Here is an 18,543-nt window from a genome sequence, read left to right on the forward strand (position 1 = left end):
AGGGTGAAGACAACGGTCTACGTAGTCTTCAGTTCACGTGCCCGCCCCGGTACTCCTCCTCGTACCAGCGACTGTGTCGCTCCCGACGCCTGCGTCGTCTCTCCTCGCGGCACGGAAGCCGCCTGTTCCTGCGACGTTGGTGGGTGTGGGAGAGGCTGTAGACCAGAAGGGCGGTGGCAGTGGTCAGCGCCACCACCAGGGCGGCGTGCCTGGCAATGGTCCTGGAGTTCGTCGTAGGGGGTGTCGCTCCTATGCCTTTATCCAGACCGTAACCAGCGACCGTGATCAGTGTGGAGTCCGTGAGGAGGAGGGGGCCCGCTAGGTACTTATTGGTCTGCATCCAGTCATCGACTGCGCCAGCGTTCTCCTCGGCCTTGTGTGGGTCGACGTGCCAGTGCTGGTTCTCGTCCTGGGTCATCCAGTCGCTCCCGTACGACCCGCCTTTTATGTTCGGGTAGGCCTCGTCGGGGAGCAGTCCAGCCGTGGCAAGCGCGAGTATGGGTTTTCTCCTCAGTTCCCTCATGATGCGTACCTGGAGTAGTTCCCGGTCCTCGGGGGCGTACGTGCCTTCTGTCCTGGAACGGGCCCCGTACACGTAGCTGTACAGGGTCACGTCGTACATGAACGTGCCTAAAACCTGCTTATACGCCTCGTCAATACTGGTTCCTGACGGGATTCTTCCTGCGGTGACGGCTAGGTGACGGTCGGCAAGAGCCTCGGCCGCCCTGGATATGGTGGTCAGGGCGGTGTCGTCGGTCAGGACGTTCTGGAGCAGGGTAGTGAGCTCTTCGTCGTGGCGGTCCTGCCAGGATACTGGCAGGAGCTTGTCGGAACTGGCATAAAGGTCATTATGAGCGACGTCGGTGGCGGCGTCCCACAGGTCACCTATGGAGTTGGCGAGTATGACGGCGGTGGTGCGTCGGGCTGTGGGTGTCCAGGTGGTGGTGTCCACGTCTGCCAGGGTGACTACTGCCTGTTCGGTGAGCCAGGCGGCCCGGGCCTCGTAGGGGTTGGCCTGGTAGCGCAGGGTGGAGGCCGACGCCACGGCCGCGGTCAGGGCCTCCAGGCAGGCGGGGCCCGCTTCCTGGGCGCGGGCGGCCACCCACTCCCAGGTGGTGGCGTCCACCTTGGTGGCCGAGGAATGCTGGCCCGCCTGGTCTTGGCTGTCCCTGTCGTCCTGGGGTGGGGCCAGGACGTCCAGGACCGTGGCAGGGGTGCGGGTTGCGGCGGTCAAAACCGCGGGCAGGGGGTCGTAGGAGGCCCGGTGCGCGGTCACGTCCTGGGGTTTTCCCTCGGGGAAATTCGCGTACCCGCCGCCTGCCGTGGTGGTCAGACGCGCGTACTCAACCCACCCCACCCGCAAGCCCCCGGCGGTCTCACCGGCCATGACACCGCGAGTCAGGGCGGCCAGGAACCCAGCCTCCAGCGCCAGAGGATCCCGCACATCTTCACTATCTGAACTATCTGACGTTTGGGTGCCAGCGAGGGGGTCCTGGTCGGCGGTGAGCAGGCGCCTGAACCCCACCGGGAGCAGGAGGGTGTCGGGCTCGGCCAGGTCACCGGTGGTGGTGACCAGGGACGCCAGGTTCCGGGCCAGGGCCTCTCGGTGCCCCTCGTCCCACAGGGGCGAGGCGGTGGCCGTGGCCAGCAGGGACGTCCACGTGCACGCCAGCCCGATACCGGCCGCCCCGGTACTGTCTGCGCCGCCTACCCGACACCCCCTGGCACCCTCAGCACCACCCGAGCTAGAGCCCGCCGGGAGCGTGCCGCCCCCAGTGGGTAGGTGTGCCGCTACACGCACCAGGCCCCTGGCCCCCAGGGCGTCGACCAGGGCAGTGGCGTATACGTCCCCACCTACGCGCGGTGCTACGCGCTCACTGACCGCCTGCGTCAGGGCCGTGTAGTCGCCCTCGTCCAGGGCCCTGGCCAGTACGACGGCGTCCTCACGGGCAGCGTCAGCAGCGTCAGCGTCCGTGCTGGTAGTAGTGGTAGCACTGGTGGCGGCCCCCGGGCTGGTGGTATCCGTGCCGGTACCGGTAGCAGCTCGGGTGGTGGCGCCCGGGTTTCTGACGGTGTCTGGGCTGGTGTGTCCGGTGGTGGGGGCTGGTGCCGTACCTGAAAGGACCTGGGTGGTGGGTGTGTCCGGGGGTGGTGTGGCTGCTGCTCGTGGGGTCCCGGTGGGTAGGGTCAGGCAGGCTGCTAGGGCCAGGCATCCTGCCAGGGCCGTGCCGCGGCGCACGAGGGCCCGCCGGGTGGGGTTCCTGGTGCTCTGCCGGGGGTGGTTGGTGGGTGTGGTGGTCATGGTGTGGGTGCGGTGCCCAGGGCCTGTGCCTCGGCCACGGTCAGGGGGGTGGTCGTGGTGGTGGTGTGCGGGGGCAGGGTGCCGGTGCGTCCGGTGGTGGTGGTCCAGGTGGCCTGGTAGGTGGTGGAGACGGTCAGGGGGGTGGTGCCTCCCAGGTGGGCGCTGGAGCGGGTGAAGGTCAGGGAGCAGTCGGTGGTGGTGGCGTCGGGGGTCCAGGGGGTGCCGAACCCGGTGCACGAGACCAGGGAGTCGGGGGCCTGGAGGCTCAGTCCGGTGGAGGTGGCGGTCAGGGTCACGGTGGTGGTGGCGGCGGTGGCGGTGACGGTCAGGGTGCGTGGTGTGGCGGTGGTGGCCCACACCCAGGTGTCTACGCCTACCACGGTGGCCCCGCTGCCGGTCAGGCGGGGGTTGTGGTCGGTGGCCGGTGGGGGGACGGTCACTGACTGCCAGGCCGCGGCCGCCAGGACCGAGGGGTCGATCTCGGGGGCGGGGGGCTCCTGGCCAGCGGGCACGAACACGGACGGGTGGGAGCTGAAGTAGTCCCTGGCCAGGGAGAGGTAGTCCGTGCCGTCCGGGGCGTACTGGGAGCTGCACATGGGGGAGTACCAGCGGCCCTCGGTGTCCTGGGCGTGGTCCTTGTACCCGGGGAGGTCGGTGGCCAGGGAGGACCTGTCCAGCATGGCGGCGTCCTTCCTGGCCCGGGGGGAGTCCAAGTAGGCGGCCATGTCCGCCCCGCTGAGCGAGGGCTCGTACCAGCACACCGGGTGCACCCACCCTGATACCTGGGTCTGTACCGTCACCGGCCCCGAGGACGAGCCCCCGCCCCCCGCCACGCCCTCCACCAGCACCTCCACCGAGAACGTCGCCGACCCGTCCCCGCCAGACGAAACCGAAGCAGACGCGGACGAGTTCTCTGAGGAACCATCGTGCTCGTCTTGTGCATTTGCAGGTGACGAGTGCAAGAAACTGGTAATCAGGGCTCCTACGGCCAAAAATGCGACTAGGATACGTGACCAGTGTGAGATTCTCATATTGTGCACTCGTTCTTGCTCTTGGTTCGTTGTCCTGCGGCCTTCCACGTGCCGTCTGTGTAGACCATCTTGGTCACCATCTCTCGCATTCCCTGGAGGGTGTCCGGGTTGGTGATGTCGTTGCCGTCCGCGTCGTGCTCTGTCAGTCCGTTCTGGTCGGCACAAGTAGTGATCTCGGCGGTGAGGTTGGGGGGCTGGGAGGAGATGAACACGTTGGTGACAGCTACCCGTACCGTCCCGGAGACCGCTGACCCTGGTTGGAGGGCCGCGTAGCTCTTCCTGATCCTGCTCAGCGAGGGCTCGGTGGCGACGGCGTCGGCCTTCTCCACGCCGGTGCCGGTGAACCAGATGTCCCAGGTGACCTGGTCGTAGACCACGTACCCCTCCAGGGCGCTCCTCTGGGCGGCGTCCAGGCCGGGTGGGACGGAGACCACCACGTACCTGTCAGTGGACAGGCCCTGCGGGCTCAGGTCAGTAGGCGACGCCGACGCGCTGGGCGCGGGCTCCTGCGTAACAGTCTGGGTGGTGGACGGGTCCAGGGGAGGCAGCGTGGTAGACGACTCCGAGGACCCCGAACAGGCCGACAGGACCAGGCACCCTGCCAGGGCCGTGCCGCGGCGCACGAGGGCCCACCGGCCAGGACGATCGACAGGAATCATACGAATCAGCTCCTTTGCTCAAGAGGGTGAAAACAATGGTCTACGTAGTCTTCAGTTCACGTGCTCACCTGGTACTACTCCTTAGTACCAGCGCCTGCGTCGCTTCTCTCTGCGACGTTGGTGGGTGTGGGAGAGGCTGTAGACCAGGAGGGTGGTGGCAGTGGTCAGCACCGCCACCACCAGGGCGGCGTGCCTGGCGGGGCTCCTGGGTGTGGTGGCAGGCACGGGTTCGTGAGCTTCCTGGGATCCGTACTCGAAGGCCACGTACGTGGGACTGATGCATTCTGCTCCGAAATTGTGTGTGCTCCACACGACTTGGAACCAGGTGTTCAGATCGTACTTGTTGGCTATGGCCATGTTCCAGTCGAGGTGCCACACGCCGTCACTGTCCCTGATGATCCACTGGAAGACGTCCGGGTAGCGTCCTTGGTAGTCTTCTTGGGGGATGAGGTGTGTGGAGTCCAGGATGCCGATGATCTCGAACCGCAGTCTCCCGTCGAGGACGGCTTGGAACTCCTGAACCGCAACTCTGTCTACTCCGCTGGTGTCCGTGGCATCCTGGTTCGCGGGGTCGGCCGGGGGGTGCCACGATGCTCCTGGGATCGGGGTCAGGCTCTGTAGCATGGTGTTGAGCAGGATCCCGGTGGCGGTGCTCGCCTCGTCAGCGCCTATTCCCCTGCCTGTGGCGCAGGCGGTGTAGAGGTAGCCGTACAGGGAGCTGTCCAGACTAGTTTCATTAAGTAGTGTAGCATAACTAACGTCGAGTCTGGTCCCGGGCTCGATATCTTTGGCGACGGCGGTAAGGTGGTGGGCGGTGAATACCCCGGCGGCCCTGGATACGGTGGTCAGGGCGGTGTCGTCCTTGAGGACCTCGCGCAGCAGGGTGGTCAGTTCCTCGTTGTGGTGCTTGCTCCATCCGGTAGGAAGAGAGTTGTAGAAGGTCTGGAATCTGTAGAAGTGCACGTCGTTACGGGCGGCGTCCCACAGGTCGCCTATGGAGTTGGCGAGTATGACGGCGGTGGTGCGTCTGGCTGTGGGTGTCCAGGTGGTGGTGTCTGTGCCTGCCAGGGCGGTGGTGGCCTGTTCGGTGAGCCAGGCGGCCTGGGCCTCGTAGGGGTTGGGCTGGGATGTGGTGGGCCGGTAGCGCAGGGTGGAGGCCGAGGCCACGGCAGCGGTGAGGGCCTCCAGGCAGGCGGGGCCCGCTTTCTGGGCGCGGGCGGACACCCACTCCCACAGGGATCCGTCTACCTGGGTGGCTAGGATCCGCCTGAACTCGTCCTCCTCGCTGGGCGGGGTGCTGGGGTCGGCTCCTGGTAGGGGTGGGGCCAGGATGTCTAGGACGGTGGTGGGGGTGCGGACGGTGGCGGTCAGGACGGCGGGCAGGGGGTCGTAGGAGGCCCTGTGGGTGGTCACGTCCTGGGGTGTTCCCTGGGGGAAGTTCGAGTACCCGCCGCCTGCCGTGGTGGTCAGACGCGCGTACTCCACCCACCCCACCCGCAAGCCCCCGGCGGCCGCACCGGTCTCACCGGTCATGACACCGCGAGTCAGGGCGGCCAGGAACTTAGGGTCCAGGGCCAGAGGGTCCCGGCTGTCTTCACTATCTGGCGCTTGGGTGCTGGCGGCGGTGGTCAGGGGGTCCTGGTCGGCGGTGAGCAGGCGCATGAATCCTGCTGGTAGTAGGAGGGTGTCGGCCTCGGCCACGTCGCCGATCACCGTGACCAGGGACGCCAGGTCCTGGGCCAGGGCCTCTCGGTGCTCGTCCGTCCACAGGGGTGAGGTGGTGGCCGTGGCCAGCAAGGACGTCCACGTGCACGCCAACGGCACGCCCGGACCCGTGCTACCGGTACCGCTCCCACCAGACCCCGCCCGACCTGTGACACCACCGCCTCCCGCGGGCAGGTGTGCTGCGACTCGTACCAGGGTCCGTGCTCCCAGGGCGTCGACCAGGGCAGTCGCGTAGGCGCCCCCACCCACACGCGGTGCCACGTGCTCATCGACCACCTGCGCCAAGGCCGTGTAGTCGCCCTCGTCCAGGGCCCTGGTCAGTGCGTCGGCGTCCCCGAGGGCGGCACTGGCGCTATCAGCGTCCGTGCTGGCAGTAGCACTGGTGGCAGCACCCGGGCCGGTGGTGCCCGTGCCTGTAGTGGGGGCTGGTGCCGTACCCGAAATGACCTGGGTGGCGGGTGCGTCCGGGAGTGGTACGGCTGCTGCTCGTGGGGACACGCGGCAGGTGGGCAGGGTCAGGTAGGCCGACAGGACCAGGCACCCTACCAGGGCCACACCACGACGCACGAGGACCCACCGGCCAGGACGATCGGCAGGAATCATACGAACCAGCTCCTTATCGAATAACAGCAACAGTTAGAACTTCAGTCTCCATTGTTCATTGTATTATTTCTTTCCGGCGTCCATGCCGCTACTAAAGGAATCGCCGATAACCGCATCGTTGATAGGAGGGATTTCGTTGTTGGCGCATACATAATCAAGCCACTTGTTAAAATTGTATTTGTCAGCTATAGCTTTATCCCAATCAAGAGTCCATAGACCGTCGTCATTCTTGACTATCCAGTCGACCTTGGACGAGATCGCTTCGTAGTCTTCCTGAGGGATGATATGGGTCGAATCGACTGCGCCCAAAGCTTTGAAGTGCAATAGTGTTTTTATGGATTTAACAAATTCTTTGAGCTTTTCATCATCCTTTGTGTCGCTATTGTTAGATGGAATTGCAGACTTAGCTACAGTCGCTCCTGCGGCTATTATTGCAGACAATGCTGAAGCGGCGAGCTTTGTCCCGATCGACACACCTGATATGAACGGGAAGGCTGATATGCCTGCCACAATACCGTCAATTATTACCTCCATAGCGAGACTATTCGATTTGTTGTTTTTGTCAGCCTTGAGTTCCTCGGCTTTCTGTCTCGCCCCAAGTAGCAGTCCGTACAACTTAGCGTCCTGCTTTGCTGTTGCCAGAACTGAGTTGAAAGAATTTATCAAAGAATTCGTTTTTGTTCTTTCAGCTTCCGTGAGCGTGCGTTTATTGCTGAATTTTCCTGCAGCTTCAGCAACGATTGCCAAAGAGGTGTCATCGATGAGTACCTTTTGAAGGAGATGTGCGACTTCGTCTTCGTGACGTGCGCTCCAGGGATGAGGGAGTGTTTTGTCGAATGCCGTCATACGAATACTGTAATCGTTCTCGTTGGCTGTAGCATCGAGGTCAGCTACGCAGTTGGCAAGCATGGTTGCAGCATTGCGTCGAGCGGTATCACTCCAGTTTTCGGTGCCGACGCTGTTTGCTAGGTAGACAGTAGCTTTCTCAGTGAGCCATGCCGCTCGTTCGTCAATGGTTGTGGAGCTCAGTTGACGCAGGGCAGAGGCTCCTGCTAGAGCCTGGGTAAGAGCTTCTAGACCGACTACTCCCGCATCTTTCTGGCGCTCGGAGATCCACTTCCATGGACTAACATCCACTCGTGGCCCCTTATTGGCACGTTCTTGGGCATGCCAATCACTTTCGATGTCACGGTAATCCAAAGGTGGGGCCAGGAAGTCTAAGGCAGCCTGAGGCTGGTGACCCATTGCCTCTAAAATCCCTGTCATAGGGTCCAGATGACGCGGCTCAGGAGCAGCCAAGGCACGTCCCGCGTACTCCCTCCAACCGTCCTGGCTGTTTCCTGTGGTCTCGTCGACCATGACATCTCGTGCCAGAGTAGTTAAAAACCCTGCATCCAGCACAACAGAGGCACCCGGCAGGGCGTCATCGCTAATTTCAGGATGCTGCTCCAAAAGCCACTCACCTCCAGTAAGTAGCAAATTAAATCCTATCGGCAGCATGAGGTTATCTCTCCTAGCGGATTCTGTGGTTTCGTCAGTAACCTCTGCTGTTGTGGTCACGAGTTTCGCCAGCTTATGGGCATACTCCTCGCGATGTCGCGAACTCCATATCCCAGAATTAGTGGCGGCAGCAAACATGCTGCACCATGTTTGCAGAGTAGGTACTGCGTTTCGCATTTCCTCGTCACTAATTTCCATCAGGTTTCCTTTGGAGGCATCATAAGAAAACATGATCTGAGATGACACGAGAGTGGTATTTCTGGGACCGAGGCCGTCAGCCAAGGCAGCAGCATATACTCCATCGTCTGTATGGGTATACACTTTTTCATCAACGATCTGTTTGATCGCAGCATGGTCTCCACGATTAACTGCGTCCTGTAGCAATTTCGCGTCCGCGCCAGCGTCTGTAATCGAGGAAGCGGCGGCCTTAACGTTCTCAACTGTGTCCGACTGACCGTCAGGCACAACATAGAAAAAAGTTTTCATGCAGAGTGAACCGATGCAATATGTTCCTGTCGGAGCTTCGGAGAACGTAATGCCGCTAGAACCGATCTGCTCCGCGGACTTAATGCGTGTCTTGATCTCGCTGACTGTGGTCTTCAGCTCACCAACGCTGGTGTCAGCAGTCGCAAGAGACGACAGGTCGGCCGGGTAGCCCTCGACGAGGTTCTTGCTGCGGATTGAGCTTGCCGACTGCTCGTAGCTGGTGACGAACGAGCTCACCTTGGTCAGGGCAAGCCGAAGCGCGATAGGGTCAATCTTAATGAACGTCATTGCAAATCCTTGCTTGCTGCGACTGCCTCAGGTTATGTTCCAATGGATTTTCCAGCTGTTCTCCGCCGTCTCCTCCGAGAAGGAGGAGGGCTCGTTAGGACCATCACACACGGCCTGGATCTGGCTGCGGGCTGCCTCAATCTGGGACAGGATGGTCGTGATGTGGGACGAGATGCTCTGGGCGTAGCTGTCACACAGGGGTGAGTTCCACTTGTCGCGGTCGTTGACCGGCGAGGACAGCTTCTCCGCTGGCCCGGGGATCTGGCCGTACCCCAGGGTGGTCAGCTCGCTCTGGGCCTGACTGGCCACCGCCTCCAGAGCTGTACGGTACCTGTTGGGGAACTTCCCGGAATCCTCGCTCACGAGACACCACCTCGATTCTCTCTTAAAGCTTCTACCGTCCGCCTCCCGGGGGCGCCACGTCACGGCGCCCCCGGGAGACAGGCTCGGGCCTCTCAGGCCAAGGGGGAGACCGCCGCCAGCTGGCGGGCGTCGGTGACCCCGTTGGCGGTGGCGATGTCGTTGTGGTTGTTGGCCACGTCCGTGGCCGCCGCCGCCAGGAGCTCCTCGAAGGCCACCAGCTTGGGACGGAACTCGTCCCAGGCCGCCCGGAAGTCCTTGGCGTTGGGGCTCTCCCACACCGCCGCCGCCAGGTCACGGTCCGTGTCCTTCTGGATCGTGTCCGCCAGGGTTACGTTGTTACTCAGCGTATCGTACAGGGTCGCAAGTGTGTCCAGGTCGGCCTGCAGGGACATGGCCCACCACTCTCCAATCGTCAGAGGACTCTAAGGACGGTCAACGAAGCAGTCAGCGCGTACCCCGGCTGGCACCGAGGAACGGAGCGAGGCCTTGGGATCTGCCGAGAGGCAGGATCCGCCTTGGTACGCGCAACTCATACCCTTAATATACCTGAGACGCAGGACACTTGCCAGAGCTGAAACTGTTATCGATGTCACGTTTCAGCTTGCGAGGATCGTACAGATCATAGCCATCGGCATCCTAGCTTGGTCCTCTCTACTGTTGACACCGGGCCCGAGGGCATTATCCTACTGAGAGCCAATACCCTCACACCCTACCCCCGACCCGAGGCTGGCAACCATGACCCCCACCCCAGCAGCACGCCTCCGACGCCGTCCACCCGCAGAACCGGCCCCGTCCCGCACCGGCGGGTCGCGGCTTCCCTCGGCCCCGCGCGAGCGCCGTCCGCTCCTGGCCGCCCTGGCCGTCCTCCTCATCGTGGGCGGGGCGCTGCTGGCCGGCTTCCTGGCCACCCGCATGGACAACCGCGTCCAGGTCCTCGCCGCGGCCAGCACCCTGAGGCCCGGGCACGTCATCACCGCCGACGACCTGGCCGCCACCCCCGTCTCCGCCGAGATCCGCACCCTGGTGCCCGCCAGCCAGATCGACCAGGTGATCGGCCGCACCGTGCGGGTCGAGGTCACCAAGGGCCAGCTCCTGGACACCTCCCAGCTCACCACCGGCCCCGTCCCCGGCCAGGGCGCCCAGGTGGTCGGCGCCACCCTCGAGGCCGGGCGCTTCCCCGCCAGCGGCCTCGGCCCCGGGGACATGGTCGACCTCGTCGACACCAGCACAGGGGCCGTCCTGGCCCAGGACGTCCAGGTCCTTGACGCCGTGCCACGCTCCGACGGCGCCAAGGACTGGTCCTCAGGGGCGGTCGTCTCGCTCATCGTCCCCCAGGCCCGTGCCGCGAGCCTCGCCACCCTGGGGGCCAGCGGGAACGTCGCCGTCATACTGACCGCCCGCAACCAGCCCATCGGTGACCACTGATGCTGGTCTCACTGGCCTCGGCCAAGGGCGCCCCCGGAGTCACCACCAGCGCGCACGTGCTCGCCGGGGTCTGGCCCCGCTCCGTCATCCTGGCCGAGCTCGACCCCGCTGGCTCCGACCTGCTCTACCGGGCCAGCGGGCAGGACGGGCGCCCGCTGGACCCCGAGCGGGGCCTGGTCTCCCTGGCCGCCGCCCAGCGCCGTGACCCCACGGCGGATCTGCACGACCACCTCAGCGTCATTGACGGCGGGCTCCAGGTGCTGGTGGGGCTGGCACGCCCCGAGCAGGCCTCGGCCATCGGCGCGGGGTGGGCCACCCTGGCGGCCGGCCTACGCAGGTACCCCGACGTCATCGCCGACGTGGGCCGCGTGGCTCCGGGCAGCCCCAGCCTCAGCGTCGTGCTCGCCTCCGACCTCACCCTCATCGTCACCCGCCCCGGGGTGGAGTACTACGGCCACCTGCGGGACCGCCTGGAGTGGCTCCGGGCCGAGACTGCCCACCGGGCCTCTCCCGTGCGCCTGGCCGTGCTCCTGGTGGCCCCCTGGAGGTCCCGCCACGAGGCCGACGACCTCAGTCAGCTCCTGCGCTCCAAGGGGATCGACGTCCCCGTGGCCGGGGTGCTGGCCACCGACCCCGGTGCCGCCGACACCCTGGCGGGACGCCGGCCCCGCCCCCTGGGGCGCACCCTCCTGGTCCGCTCCGCCCACGCCCTGGCCGACTCCCTGTCCCAGGTGGACGTCCCCCAGCCGTCTGAGGAGGTGCGCCCGTGAGCACCGACCAGGCCCTGGTGCGCGCCATGCGCGAGGAGGTCGCCGACCTCCTGGCCCAGCAGCGACGGGACGACGCCGCCTCCGGCCTGCCGCCCATGACCACCGAGGACGAGCGCCAGCTCGCCCGGGCCCTCATCGGCCGGGTCATGGAGCAGCACGCGCGCGGGGAGATCGCCGCCGGGCGCCCGCCCCTGACCGCCCAGGACGAGGAGGACATCTCCCAGGGCATCCACGCCGCCCTGTTCGGGGTGGGGCGCCTCCAGCCCCTCCTGGAGGACCCCGACGTCGAGAACATCGACATCAACGGCTACGACAACGTCTTCATCCAGTACGCCGACGGGCGCGAGGAGCGCGGCGCCCCCGTGGCCGACTCCGACGAGGAGCTCGTCGAGCTCGTCCAGGTCCTCGGCTCCTACTCCGGGCTCGCCTCCCGCCCCTTTGACTCCGCCAACCCCCAGCTCGACCTGCGCCTGCCCGACGGCTCGCGCCTGTCCGCCGTCATGGACGTGTGCTCCCGCCCCGCCGTCTCGGTGCGCCGGGCCCGCCTGGACCGGGTGGGGCTGGACGAGCTCGTGGCCCTGGGGACCCTCAGCCCGCGCCTGGCGGCCTTCTGCTCGGCGGCGGTACGGGCCCGCAAGAACATAATGATCGCCGGGGCCACCAACGCCGGCAAGACCACCTTCCTGCGGGCCCTGGCCAACGAGATCCCGCCCGGTGAGCGCCTCATCACGGTCGAGCGCGCCCTGGAGCTGGGGCTCGGCGAGTTCACCGACCTGCACCCCAACGTCGTCGCCTTCGAGGAGCGCCTGCCCAACTCCGAGGGCGTGGGCGCCATCTCCATGGCCGACCTGGTACGCCGCTCGCTGCGCATGAACCCCTCCCGCGTCATCGTCGGGGAGGTCCTGGGCGACGAGATCGTCACCATGCTCAACGCCATGAGCCAGGGCAACGACGGCTCCCTGTCCACCATCCACGCCAACTCCTCGGCCGAGGTGTTCAACCGGATCGCCACCTACGCCATCCAGTCCGCCGAGCACCTGCCCCAGGAGGCCACCCACCTCCTCATTGCCGGGGCCGTGGACTTCGTCATCTTCCTCACCCGGGAGAACCGGTTCAGCCAGGGAGGCGGCATGCGGCGCTACGTCGCCTCCGTGCGGGAGGTCAACGGCGTGGACGGACGGGTCCTGTCCAGCGAGGTGTTCGCCGACGACGGCAGCGGCACCGCCCAGCCCGCCGCGCCCCTGGCCTGCGCCGCCGAGCTCATGGAGACCGGCTACGACCCCGCCGCCTCCTACGCCCCCGCCAGGAGGCGACCGTGAACAGCGCGACGACGACCCTGGCCCTCCTGGCCGGGGCCATGGTCGGGGCGGGGATCTTCCTCCTGGTGGCGGCAGCCCTGGGGGTGGGCCTGGACGTCCCGGGCACCACGGGGCTCGGCTCCCGCCTGAGGACCCTGCCCCGCCGGATCCTGGCGGCAGCCGTCACCGCCGCCGCCCTGCTGGTGCTGACCAGGTGGGTCGTCCTGGCCGCCGCGGGCGGGTGCCTGGTGGTGGTCTGGCCCCTGTTCTTCGGGGGCGCGGCCCAGGAGCGTGAGGCGGCCGAGAGGATCGCCGCCCTGGCCACCTGGGCCGAGTCCCTGCGTGACACCATCGCCGGGGCCGTGGGCCTGGAGCAGGCCGTCCCGGCCACCGTCCACGCCGCCTCACCGGTCATCCGCGAGCACCTGGCCCTCCTGGCGGACCGCATGCGGGTGCGGGTGCCGCTGCCCACGGCGCTGCGGCAGTTCGCCGACGACCTCGACGACCCCACCGCCGACCTCATTGTCTCCGCGCTCATTATGAACGCCAGGCTACGTGGCCCCGGGCTGCGCTCCCTGCTGGGCAACCTGGCGGCCACCGCCCGCACCGAGCTGGACATGCGCCAGCGGGTCTCGGCCTCCCGCGCCGGCACCCGGCGCTCGGCACAGATCGTCATCGTCTTCTCGATCCTGATGATCATGGGGCTGGCCCTGTTCAACCCCGGCTTCGTCTCCCCCTACGACAGCGCCCAGGGGCAGGTCGTCCTGCTGGTGGTCGTGGGCCTGTTCGCCGCCGGGATGATGTGGATGCGCCGACTGGCCGGTATCCGCCTGCCACGCCGGTTCCTGACCGTCACCGCACCAGGGGGCAGGTCCTCATGATCACCTGGATCCTCCTGGGGGGCGCGCTCAGCGGCTCCGGCGTCCTCATGCTCGTGCTCCTCCTGGCACCTCCCGCGGTGCAGCCCGCCGCCGCCCTGGCCGAGCTGGACACCCAGCGCGAGGAGCGCGAGCTGCGCCGTGACGCGGCCCGCCTCAACCCCGGGGGCGCGGACCTGCCGGCGTGGGCCGAGACCCTGGGCCTGCGCACCGCGGTGCTCCTGCGGCGCACCCGCCTGGACCTGGGCTCCCTGACCTCGGACCTGTCCGTGCTCAGGCGCTCCCTGGAGCACCACCTCGCCGTCTCCGTGCTGGCCGGGGTCGGCGGCTTCCTGGCCCCCCTCCTGGTCATAACCGTTATGAGGCTCACCGGGGCGGTCCTGGACTGGTCGGTGCCGCTGCTGGGAGGCGTGGTCCTGGCCCTCCTGGCCGCCCTCACCCCCACCCTGCGCCTGCGCCGCCAGGCCGAGGAGGCCCGCCGGGACTTCCGGCACGTCGTCGGCTCCTACCTGGACCTGGTCTCCATGTCCCTGTCCGCGGGCCGGGGCGTGCCCGAGGCCCTCGACGCCGCCTCCAGCCTGTGCGACGACCCCGCCATGCTGCGCATCCGCGACGCCCTCGCCACCGCCCGCCTGCGCGGGCAGACCCCCTGGGCGGCGCTGGGCCACCTGGGCACCCAGCTGAGGATCGACGAGCTGCGGGACCTGGCCGCGGCCCTGTCCCTGGTGGCCGAGGACGGGGCCAAGATCCGCGAGTCCCTGGGGGCCCGCGCCTCCAGCATGCGGCGCAAGGACCTGGCCGACGCCGAGAGCAGGGCGGGGGAGAACTCCGAGTCCATGCTGGTGGCCCAGCTCCTGATCGCCATGGGTTTTATTGTCTTCCTTATCTACCCGGCACTGACGGGCATTGTCTCCAACCACTAGGAACTACTCATATTCTCCGACACGCTACCAAAGAAGGAAACCATGCTCCACCTCCTGTGCACGCTCCAGACCCTTGCGGGAAACCTGCGCTCCCGCGTCACCTCCCGCCTGTCCGAGGAACGAGGCGGCTCGACGGTCGAGTGGGTGCTCATCACCGGGTTCCTCATTGTCATCGCCGCCCTCGTGGGGCGCGTCATCTACTCCCTGGTCCAGGACGCCTCCTCCAACCTCAAGGTCCCCAGCCTTGAGAACGGCTCCTGACGGGCAGACAGGCAGGTACCCGTGACCGGTCCAGGACGGCTGCTTGAGCGCTGCCGACGCGAGGAGGGGGCCTCCAGCGTCGAGCTCCTCGTCTTCTTCCCCCTGCTGCTCCTCATTATCCTCGTGACCGTCCAGGTCTCCCTGAGCTGGTACGGCAACGAGGTCGCCATCTCCACCGCCCGCGAGGTCGCCCGGGAGATCCGCGACGGCACGAACGTCAGCCAGGCGCAGCAGGGCGGCACCCGCTACGCACGCAGCACCGGCGGCAGCGCGCTGACCGACGTCGTCGTGAACGTCTCCCTGGGCGGCGACCAGGTCACCGTCGAGGTCACCGGCAAGGCCATGGACATCGTGGCCGGGCTTGCCCCCCGGGTCCGCGCCACCGTCACCTCCCAGCTGGAGACCTTCCGGGAGGACCGGTGAGACGCGCGGCCCGGGCCGGAGCCCACCTGCTGCGCCTCGTCCGCGAGGAGGAGGGCACCATGAGCGTGGAGATGGTCGTCCTGGTGCCCGTCCTCCTGCTGGTGGTGCTGGTCGCCGTGGCCGGGGCGCGGCTCGTGTCCACCCAGGCGACGGTCGACGCCGCCTCCCGGGACGCGGCCCGCGCGGCCTCCATGGCGCGCTCGGCCCCCGGCGCCGCGCAGGCCGCCCGGACCAGCCTGGAGCAGGCCGACACCGAGCGGGCCGACTGCTCGACGGCCACCGACGTCAGCGGGTTCGGCCGCGGAGGGACCGTACGGGTCACCGTCACCTGCCGGGTCCACCTGGCCGACCTCGGCCTGGCCTTCCTGCCCGGGACCACCACCGTCACCTCGACCACCGTCTCGGTCGTGGACACCAGGAGAGGATCACGATGAGGCGTACCACCCCCGTCCCCACCACGGGCCGCCCCCGCCCGGCCCGCCTCAGCGAGCGGGGCTCGGTCTCGGTCTTCACCATTATCGTCGCCGGGGTCATGATGGCCCTGGCCGGGCTGTGCATGGAGGGCGGGCGCGTGCTCAACGAGCGCGCCACCCTCGCCGACACCGCCGAGCAGGCCGCCAGGGCCGGGGCGCAGGCCGTCTCGGAGCACAGGCTGCGCTCCGAGGGCGTGGTCGTCATCGACCCGGCGTCCGCCACCAGGGCGGTGGGCGCCTACCTCGGCGCGACCGGTCAGGACCGCAGCTGGCGGGTCCAGGTCACCGGCAGGACCGTGAGCGTGACCATGGAACGCGACCTGCCCACCACGACCCTGCGCCTGGTCGGCGTGGACAGCATCCACGTCGAGGTCACCGGCCAGGCCCGCCTGGCCGTCGGAACCCGGCAGGAGGGTGACTCATGAACCGTGCCCAGGGCCTGACGACCCGCGGACCGGAACGCTTCCGCGCCCCACGCGAGCCCGAGCGGGCGCCCGCCTGGCGCTCGGTGGCCTCGGCCCTGGTCCTGGCCCTCCTCGTCCTGGGCGTGCCCGTCGGGCTGGGGGCGTGCGCCGGCGCGCCGCCCGTGCCCCACCACCTGGGCCTGGACCTGCTGGACGCCCCGCTGGGCCTGGGCGCCGTCCTGGGCCTGCTCCAGTGGGTCCTGTGGCTGGCCTGGCTCCAGCTCACGGTCTGTACGGTGGTGGAGACCGTCTCCGCGATCCGGGGCCGGGACGTGCCCGCCCACGTCCCCCTTGCCGGCGGCATGCAGGAGCTGGTGCGCCGCCTGGTCGCCTCCGCCCTGCTCCTGGGTGCGCTAGGGGCCCCGCTCGCCGCCGCGGCCCCCGTGGACCCGGGCACGGGGGCCGGTTCCGGGACGGCCGCCGTCCAGGTCTCCGACGCCAGCAGCCCGGACGCCCCGGAGGCCTCCCGGGACGAACCCGGTACCGGCCAGGAGACGGGGCGCTCGGGCGCGGTCACGCAGGTGCGCTACATGCTCGGTGACACGGAGCTCGACCCGCAGGTCGGTGCCGAGCTGGTGGGGCGCCTGGTCTACGTGGTCCGGCCGCCTGAGGGCTACTACCACGACAACCTCTGGGACATCGCCCTGCGGTCCCTGGGGGACGGGCGCGCCTACCAGCAGATCTACGAGCTCAACGTGGGGCGGGTGCAGGCCGACGGACGCAGCCTGGAGCTGGCCCGGCTCATCCAGCCCTACTGGCTGCTCGTCATGCCCGAGGGCGCCCAGGGGGTGGAACGGGTCGTGGAGGTCCCGGTGACCGACCCCGAACCGGCCCCGCCGGCACCGGCGCCCCAGGAGCAGGACACCTCCCCGGACCAGGAGCAACAGGACCAGCCCGGCCAGGACGCCGTCCCCCGGGCCGAGAGCGTCCCCGGCGCCCAGGTCCCCGCCGTCGGCGCCCTGCTCGCCGCCTCCGTCCTGAGCCTGCTGGCCTACCAGCGCCGCCGGGCGGTAGGCGGGCGGCCCCAGGACGACGCCACCGAGCTGGAACGCAGGCTCCTTGTCAGCGCCGACCCCGAGCGCCTCGAGCGTCTCGACCGGATCCTGCGGGGCCTGGGCGCCCTGGAGCCCCGCCCGGCCCCCTACGCGGTGCTCATTGACGACGACGCCTGCCGGCTGCGCCTGGCCCGCCCCCTGGGAACCGCGCCGCAGCCCTGGGAGGTCCGTGACGACGGCCTGACCTGGGTCCTGCCCGCCGGCAGGGAGCCGGAACCCGCTGACGCCCCGCCGCTCCTGCCCGGCCTGGCGCACCTGGGCCGGGACGACCAGGGCGCCGACGTCCTGGTGGACCTCGCCGCCGCCGACGGTGAGATCGCGGTCACCGGCGACCCGACCGCGGCGGCCGAGGTCGTGGCGGCCCTCGCCCTGGGGCTGTGCACCAGCCCCTGGTCCACCCGCTCCCTCGTGACGGGGGCCGGGCTCCCGGCCGCCCTGCGCCGTCTCGTGGGCGAGCGCCTGCACGACCCGGAGGACCTGGCCGACCTGGAGGACCAGGTGCTCCGCGACGGCGTCCTGACCGGGCAGGCCCCCGACGCGGCCCCGGCCTTCATGCTCGTCGTCGGCGCCCAGACCCTGCCGGCCCCGCCACCCGGACGTCAGGTGACCGTCATCCGGGCCGGGGCCCACCGGCACGCCCGCTGGCAGATCGAGGTGGACTCGCTGGGGACCGCGCACATCGACCCGCTGGACGTGGCCCTGACCGCCAGCCGCGCCACCGAGGAGGACCTGCGCCACCTGGTGGACCTGCTGCCCCAGGCCGACACACCCCAGGGGCCCCGGCCCGCAGGCCGCAGGCGCCCACCCGTCCCCGACCCGCCCCGGCCGCCGCTGACCACCGCCGAGCTGCGTGCCGCCCCGGTACGCCTCCACATCCTGGGGCAGGTCCAGGTCGAGGGAGCCGGGACCACCGAGCCCGGGCGCCGCGACCTGCTGACCGAGGCGGCCCTGTGCGTGGCCCTCAACCCCGGGGGGATCCGCCCCCTGACCCTGGGGGCCATGCTCTGGCCCCTGGGCGTCACCAGCGACGTGGTGACCCAGACCGTGCGCAGGCTGAGGGCCTGGCTCGGCTACGACCCCGACGGCCTACCCCACCTGCGTGAGGACGACGACGGCCGCCTGCTCCTGGGGCCGGGGGCCGTCCTGGACTGGGACGTGCTGCGCTCCCTGCTGGAGGCCTCCCGCACCGCTGGGCCCGGGCGTGAGGCGGCCGTGCTCCTGGAGGCCCTGCGGCTGGTCCGCGGCCCGGTGGCCGCCGGTGTGCCCGCCCGGCGCTACAGCTGGCTCGCCCGGGTACGCACCGCCCGCCAGCTGGAGACCCTGGTGGTGGACGCGGCGCACCGCGTGGTGGAGCTCCTGGGCGGGACCGACCCCGCCGGCGCCGCCCAGGCGGTCGCCGTGGGGCTCCAGGTCGTGGACCTCAACCAGGTCCTGTGGCGCGACCGGCTGCGGCTGGCCGCCCAGGAGGGCACCGGGCCCCTGGCCGAGGCGGTCCAGGAGCTCCTGCAGGCGGCGGGGGCGCAGGACCTGGCCGCCGTCGACCCCGCTACCGCCGCGCTGGTGGAGGACCTGGCCCCGGGCCTGTCCTACCACCGGCACAGCGCCTAGGAGCGGGC

The 18,543-nt window shown here is 68.5% G+C and carries 17 protein-coding genes; 10 read left to right on the top strand and 7 right to left on the bottom strand.

Annotation, left to right across the window (positions count from 1 at the left end; translation table 11 throughout):
• Positions 1–28: 28 nt before the first annotated feature.
• From C3V41_RS01290 to C3V41_RS01315, 7 genes are all read right to left on the bottom strand, one after another.
• Entirely contained in the window at positions 29–2,302 is a 2,274-nt protein-coding gene (locus tag C3V41_RS01290) for a hypothetical protein (RefSeq protein ID WP_129591444.1), read from the bottom strand.
• Complete coding sequence (locus tag C3V41_RS13000; RefSeq protein WP_217350982.1) at positions 2,299–3,102, bottom strand: hypothetical protein; 804 nt, start codon at positions 3,100–3,102, stop codon at positions 2,299–2,301. The genes C3V41_RS01290 and C3V41_RS13000 overlap by 4 nt, the downstream gene beginning before the upstream one ends.
• A 227-nt stretch (positions 3,103–3,329) precedes the next feature.
• The gene (locus C3V41_RS01300; protein WP_106108768.1) at positions 3,330–3,992 is read right to left on the bottom strand and encodes a hypothetical protein; all 663 of its coding nucleotides are present in this window, start codon (positions 3,990–3,992) and stop codon (positions 3,330–3,332) included.
• 81 nt (positions 3,993–4,073) lie between these two features.
• Positions 4,074–6,320, bottom strand: a complete 2,247-nt coding sequence (locus C3V41_RS01305) for a DUF6571 family protein (protein WP_129591445.1) — start codon at positions 6,318–6,320, stop codon at positions 4,074–4,076.
• Between the two features lie 63 nt (positions 6,321–6,383).
• Complete coding sequence (locus C3V41_RS12715) at positions 6,384–8,594, bottom strand: DUF6571 family protein (RefSeq protein WP_129591446.1); 2,211 nt, start codon at positions 8,592–8,594, stop codon at positions 6,384–6,386.
• A 27-nt stretch (positions 8,595–8,621) separates the two neighbouring features.
• Positions 8,622–8,957: a hypothetical protein gene (locus C3V41_RS01310; RefSeq protein ID WP_106108770.1), complete on the bottom strand. Its 336-nt coding sequence runs from the start codon at positions 8,955–8,957 to the stop codon at positions 8,622–8,624.
• A gap of 92 nt (positions 8,958–9,049) precedes the next feature.
• The gene (locus C3V41_RS01315) at positions 9,050–9,349 is read right to left on the bottom strand and encodes a hypothetical protein (RefSeq protein WP_106108771.1); all 300 of its coding nucleotides are present in this window, start codon (positions 9,347–9,349) and stop codon (positions 9,050–9,052) included.
• A gap of 343 nt (positions 9,350–9,692) precedes the next feature.
• On the opposite strand from C3V41_RS01315, the gene C3V41_RS01320 reads away from it, so the two are divergent.
• Genes C3V41_RS01320 through C3V41_RS01365 form a run of 10 tightly spaced genes read left to right on the top strand, consistent with a single transcriptional unit; the run spans position 9,693 to position 18,535 of the window.
• Positions 9,693–10,382, top strand: coding sequence for an SAF domain-containing protein (locus C3V41_RS01320; RefSeq protein ID WP_106108772.1), 690 nt, complete (start codon positions 9,693–9,695; stop codon positions 10,380–10,382).
• A complete protein-coding gene (locus tag C3V41_RS01325) occupies positions 10,382–11,152 on the top strand; it encodes a hypothetical protein (protein WP_106108773.1) in 771 nt (256 codons plus the stop codon). The genes C3V41_RS01320 and C3V41_RS01325 overlap by 1 nt, the downstream gene beginning before the upstream one ends.
• The gene (locus C3V41_RS01330) at positions 11,149–12,471 is read left to right on the top strand and encodes a CpaF family protein (protein WP_106108774.1); all 1,323 of its coding nucleotides are present in this window, start codon (positions 11,149–11,151) and stop codon (positions 12,469–12,471) included. The genes C3V41_RS01325 and C3V41_RS01330 overlap by 4 nt, the downstream gene beginning before the upstream one ends.
• A complete protein-coding gene (locus C3V41_RS01335; protein WP_106108775.1) occupies positions 12,468–13,331 on the top strand; it encodes a type II secretion system F family protein in 864 nt (287 codons plus the stop codon). The genes C3V41_RS01330 and C3V41_RS01335 overlap by 4 nt, the downstream gene beginning before the upstream one ends.
• Positions 13,328–14,251: a type II secretion system F family protein gene (locus tag C3V41_RS01340; protein WP_106108776.1), complete on the top strand. Its 924-nt coding sequence runs from the start codon at positions 13,328–13,330 to the stop codon at positions 14,249–14,251. Before C3V41_RS01335 ends, C3V41_RS01340 begins: the two co-directional genes overlap by 4 nt.
• A 42-nt stretch (positions 14,252–14,293) precedes the next feature.
• Complete coding sequence (locus tag C3V41_RS01345; protein ID WP_106108777.1) at positions 14,294–14,512, top strand: hypothetical protein; 219 nt, start codon at positions 14,294–14,296, stop codon at positions 14,510–14,512.
• A 21-nt stretch (positions 14,513–14,533) separates the two neighbouring features.
• A complete protein-coding gene (locus C3V41_RS01350) occupies positions 14,534–14,935 on the top strand; it encodes a TadE/TadG family type IV pilus assembly protein (RefSeq protein ID WP_106108778.1) in 402 nt (133 codons plus the stop codon).
• Positions 14,932–15,369: a TadE/TadG family type IV pilus assembly protein gene (locus C3V41_RS01355; RefSeq protein ID WP_254423636.1), complete on the top strand. Its 438-nt coding sequence runs from the start codon at positions 14,932–14,934 to the stop codon at positions 15,367–15,369. The genes C3V41_RS01350 and C3V41_RS01355 overlap by 4 nt, the downstream gene beginning before the upstream one ends.
• A complete protein-coding gene (locus C3V41_RS01360) occupies positions 15,366–15,833 on the top strand; it encodes a TadE/TadG family type IV pilus assembly protein (protein WP_106108779.1) in 468 nt (155 codons plus the stop codon). The genes C3V41_RS01355 and C3V41_RS01360 overlap by 4 nt, the downstream gene beginning before the upstream one ends.
• Positions 15,830–18,535 (top strand): hypothetical protein, encoded by a 2,706-nt coding sequence (locus C3V41_RS01365; protein WP_106108780.1) that lies wholly within the window; start codon positions 15,830–15,832, stop codon positions 18,533–18,535. The genes C3V41_RS01360 and C3V41_RS01365 overlap by 4 nt, the downstream gene beginning before the upstream one ends.
• The last annotated feature ends 8 nt before the right edge of the window (positions 18,536–18,543 follow it).

Origin of the sequence: Actinomyces sp. oral taxon 897 (assembly GCF_002999235.1) — a bacterium.
In the GTDB taxonomy this organism is placed as follows: domain Bacteria; phylum Actinomycetota; class Actinomycetes; order Actinomycetales; family Actinomycetaceae; genus Actinomyces.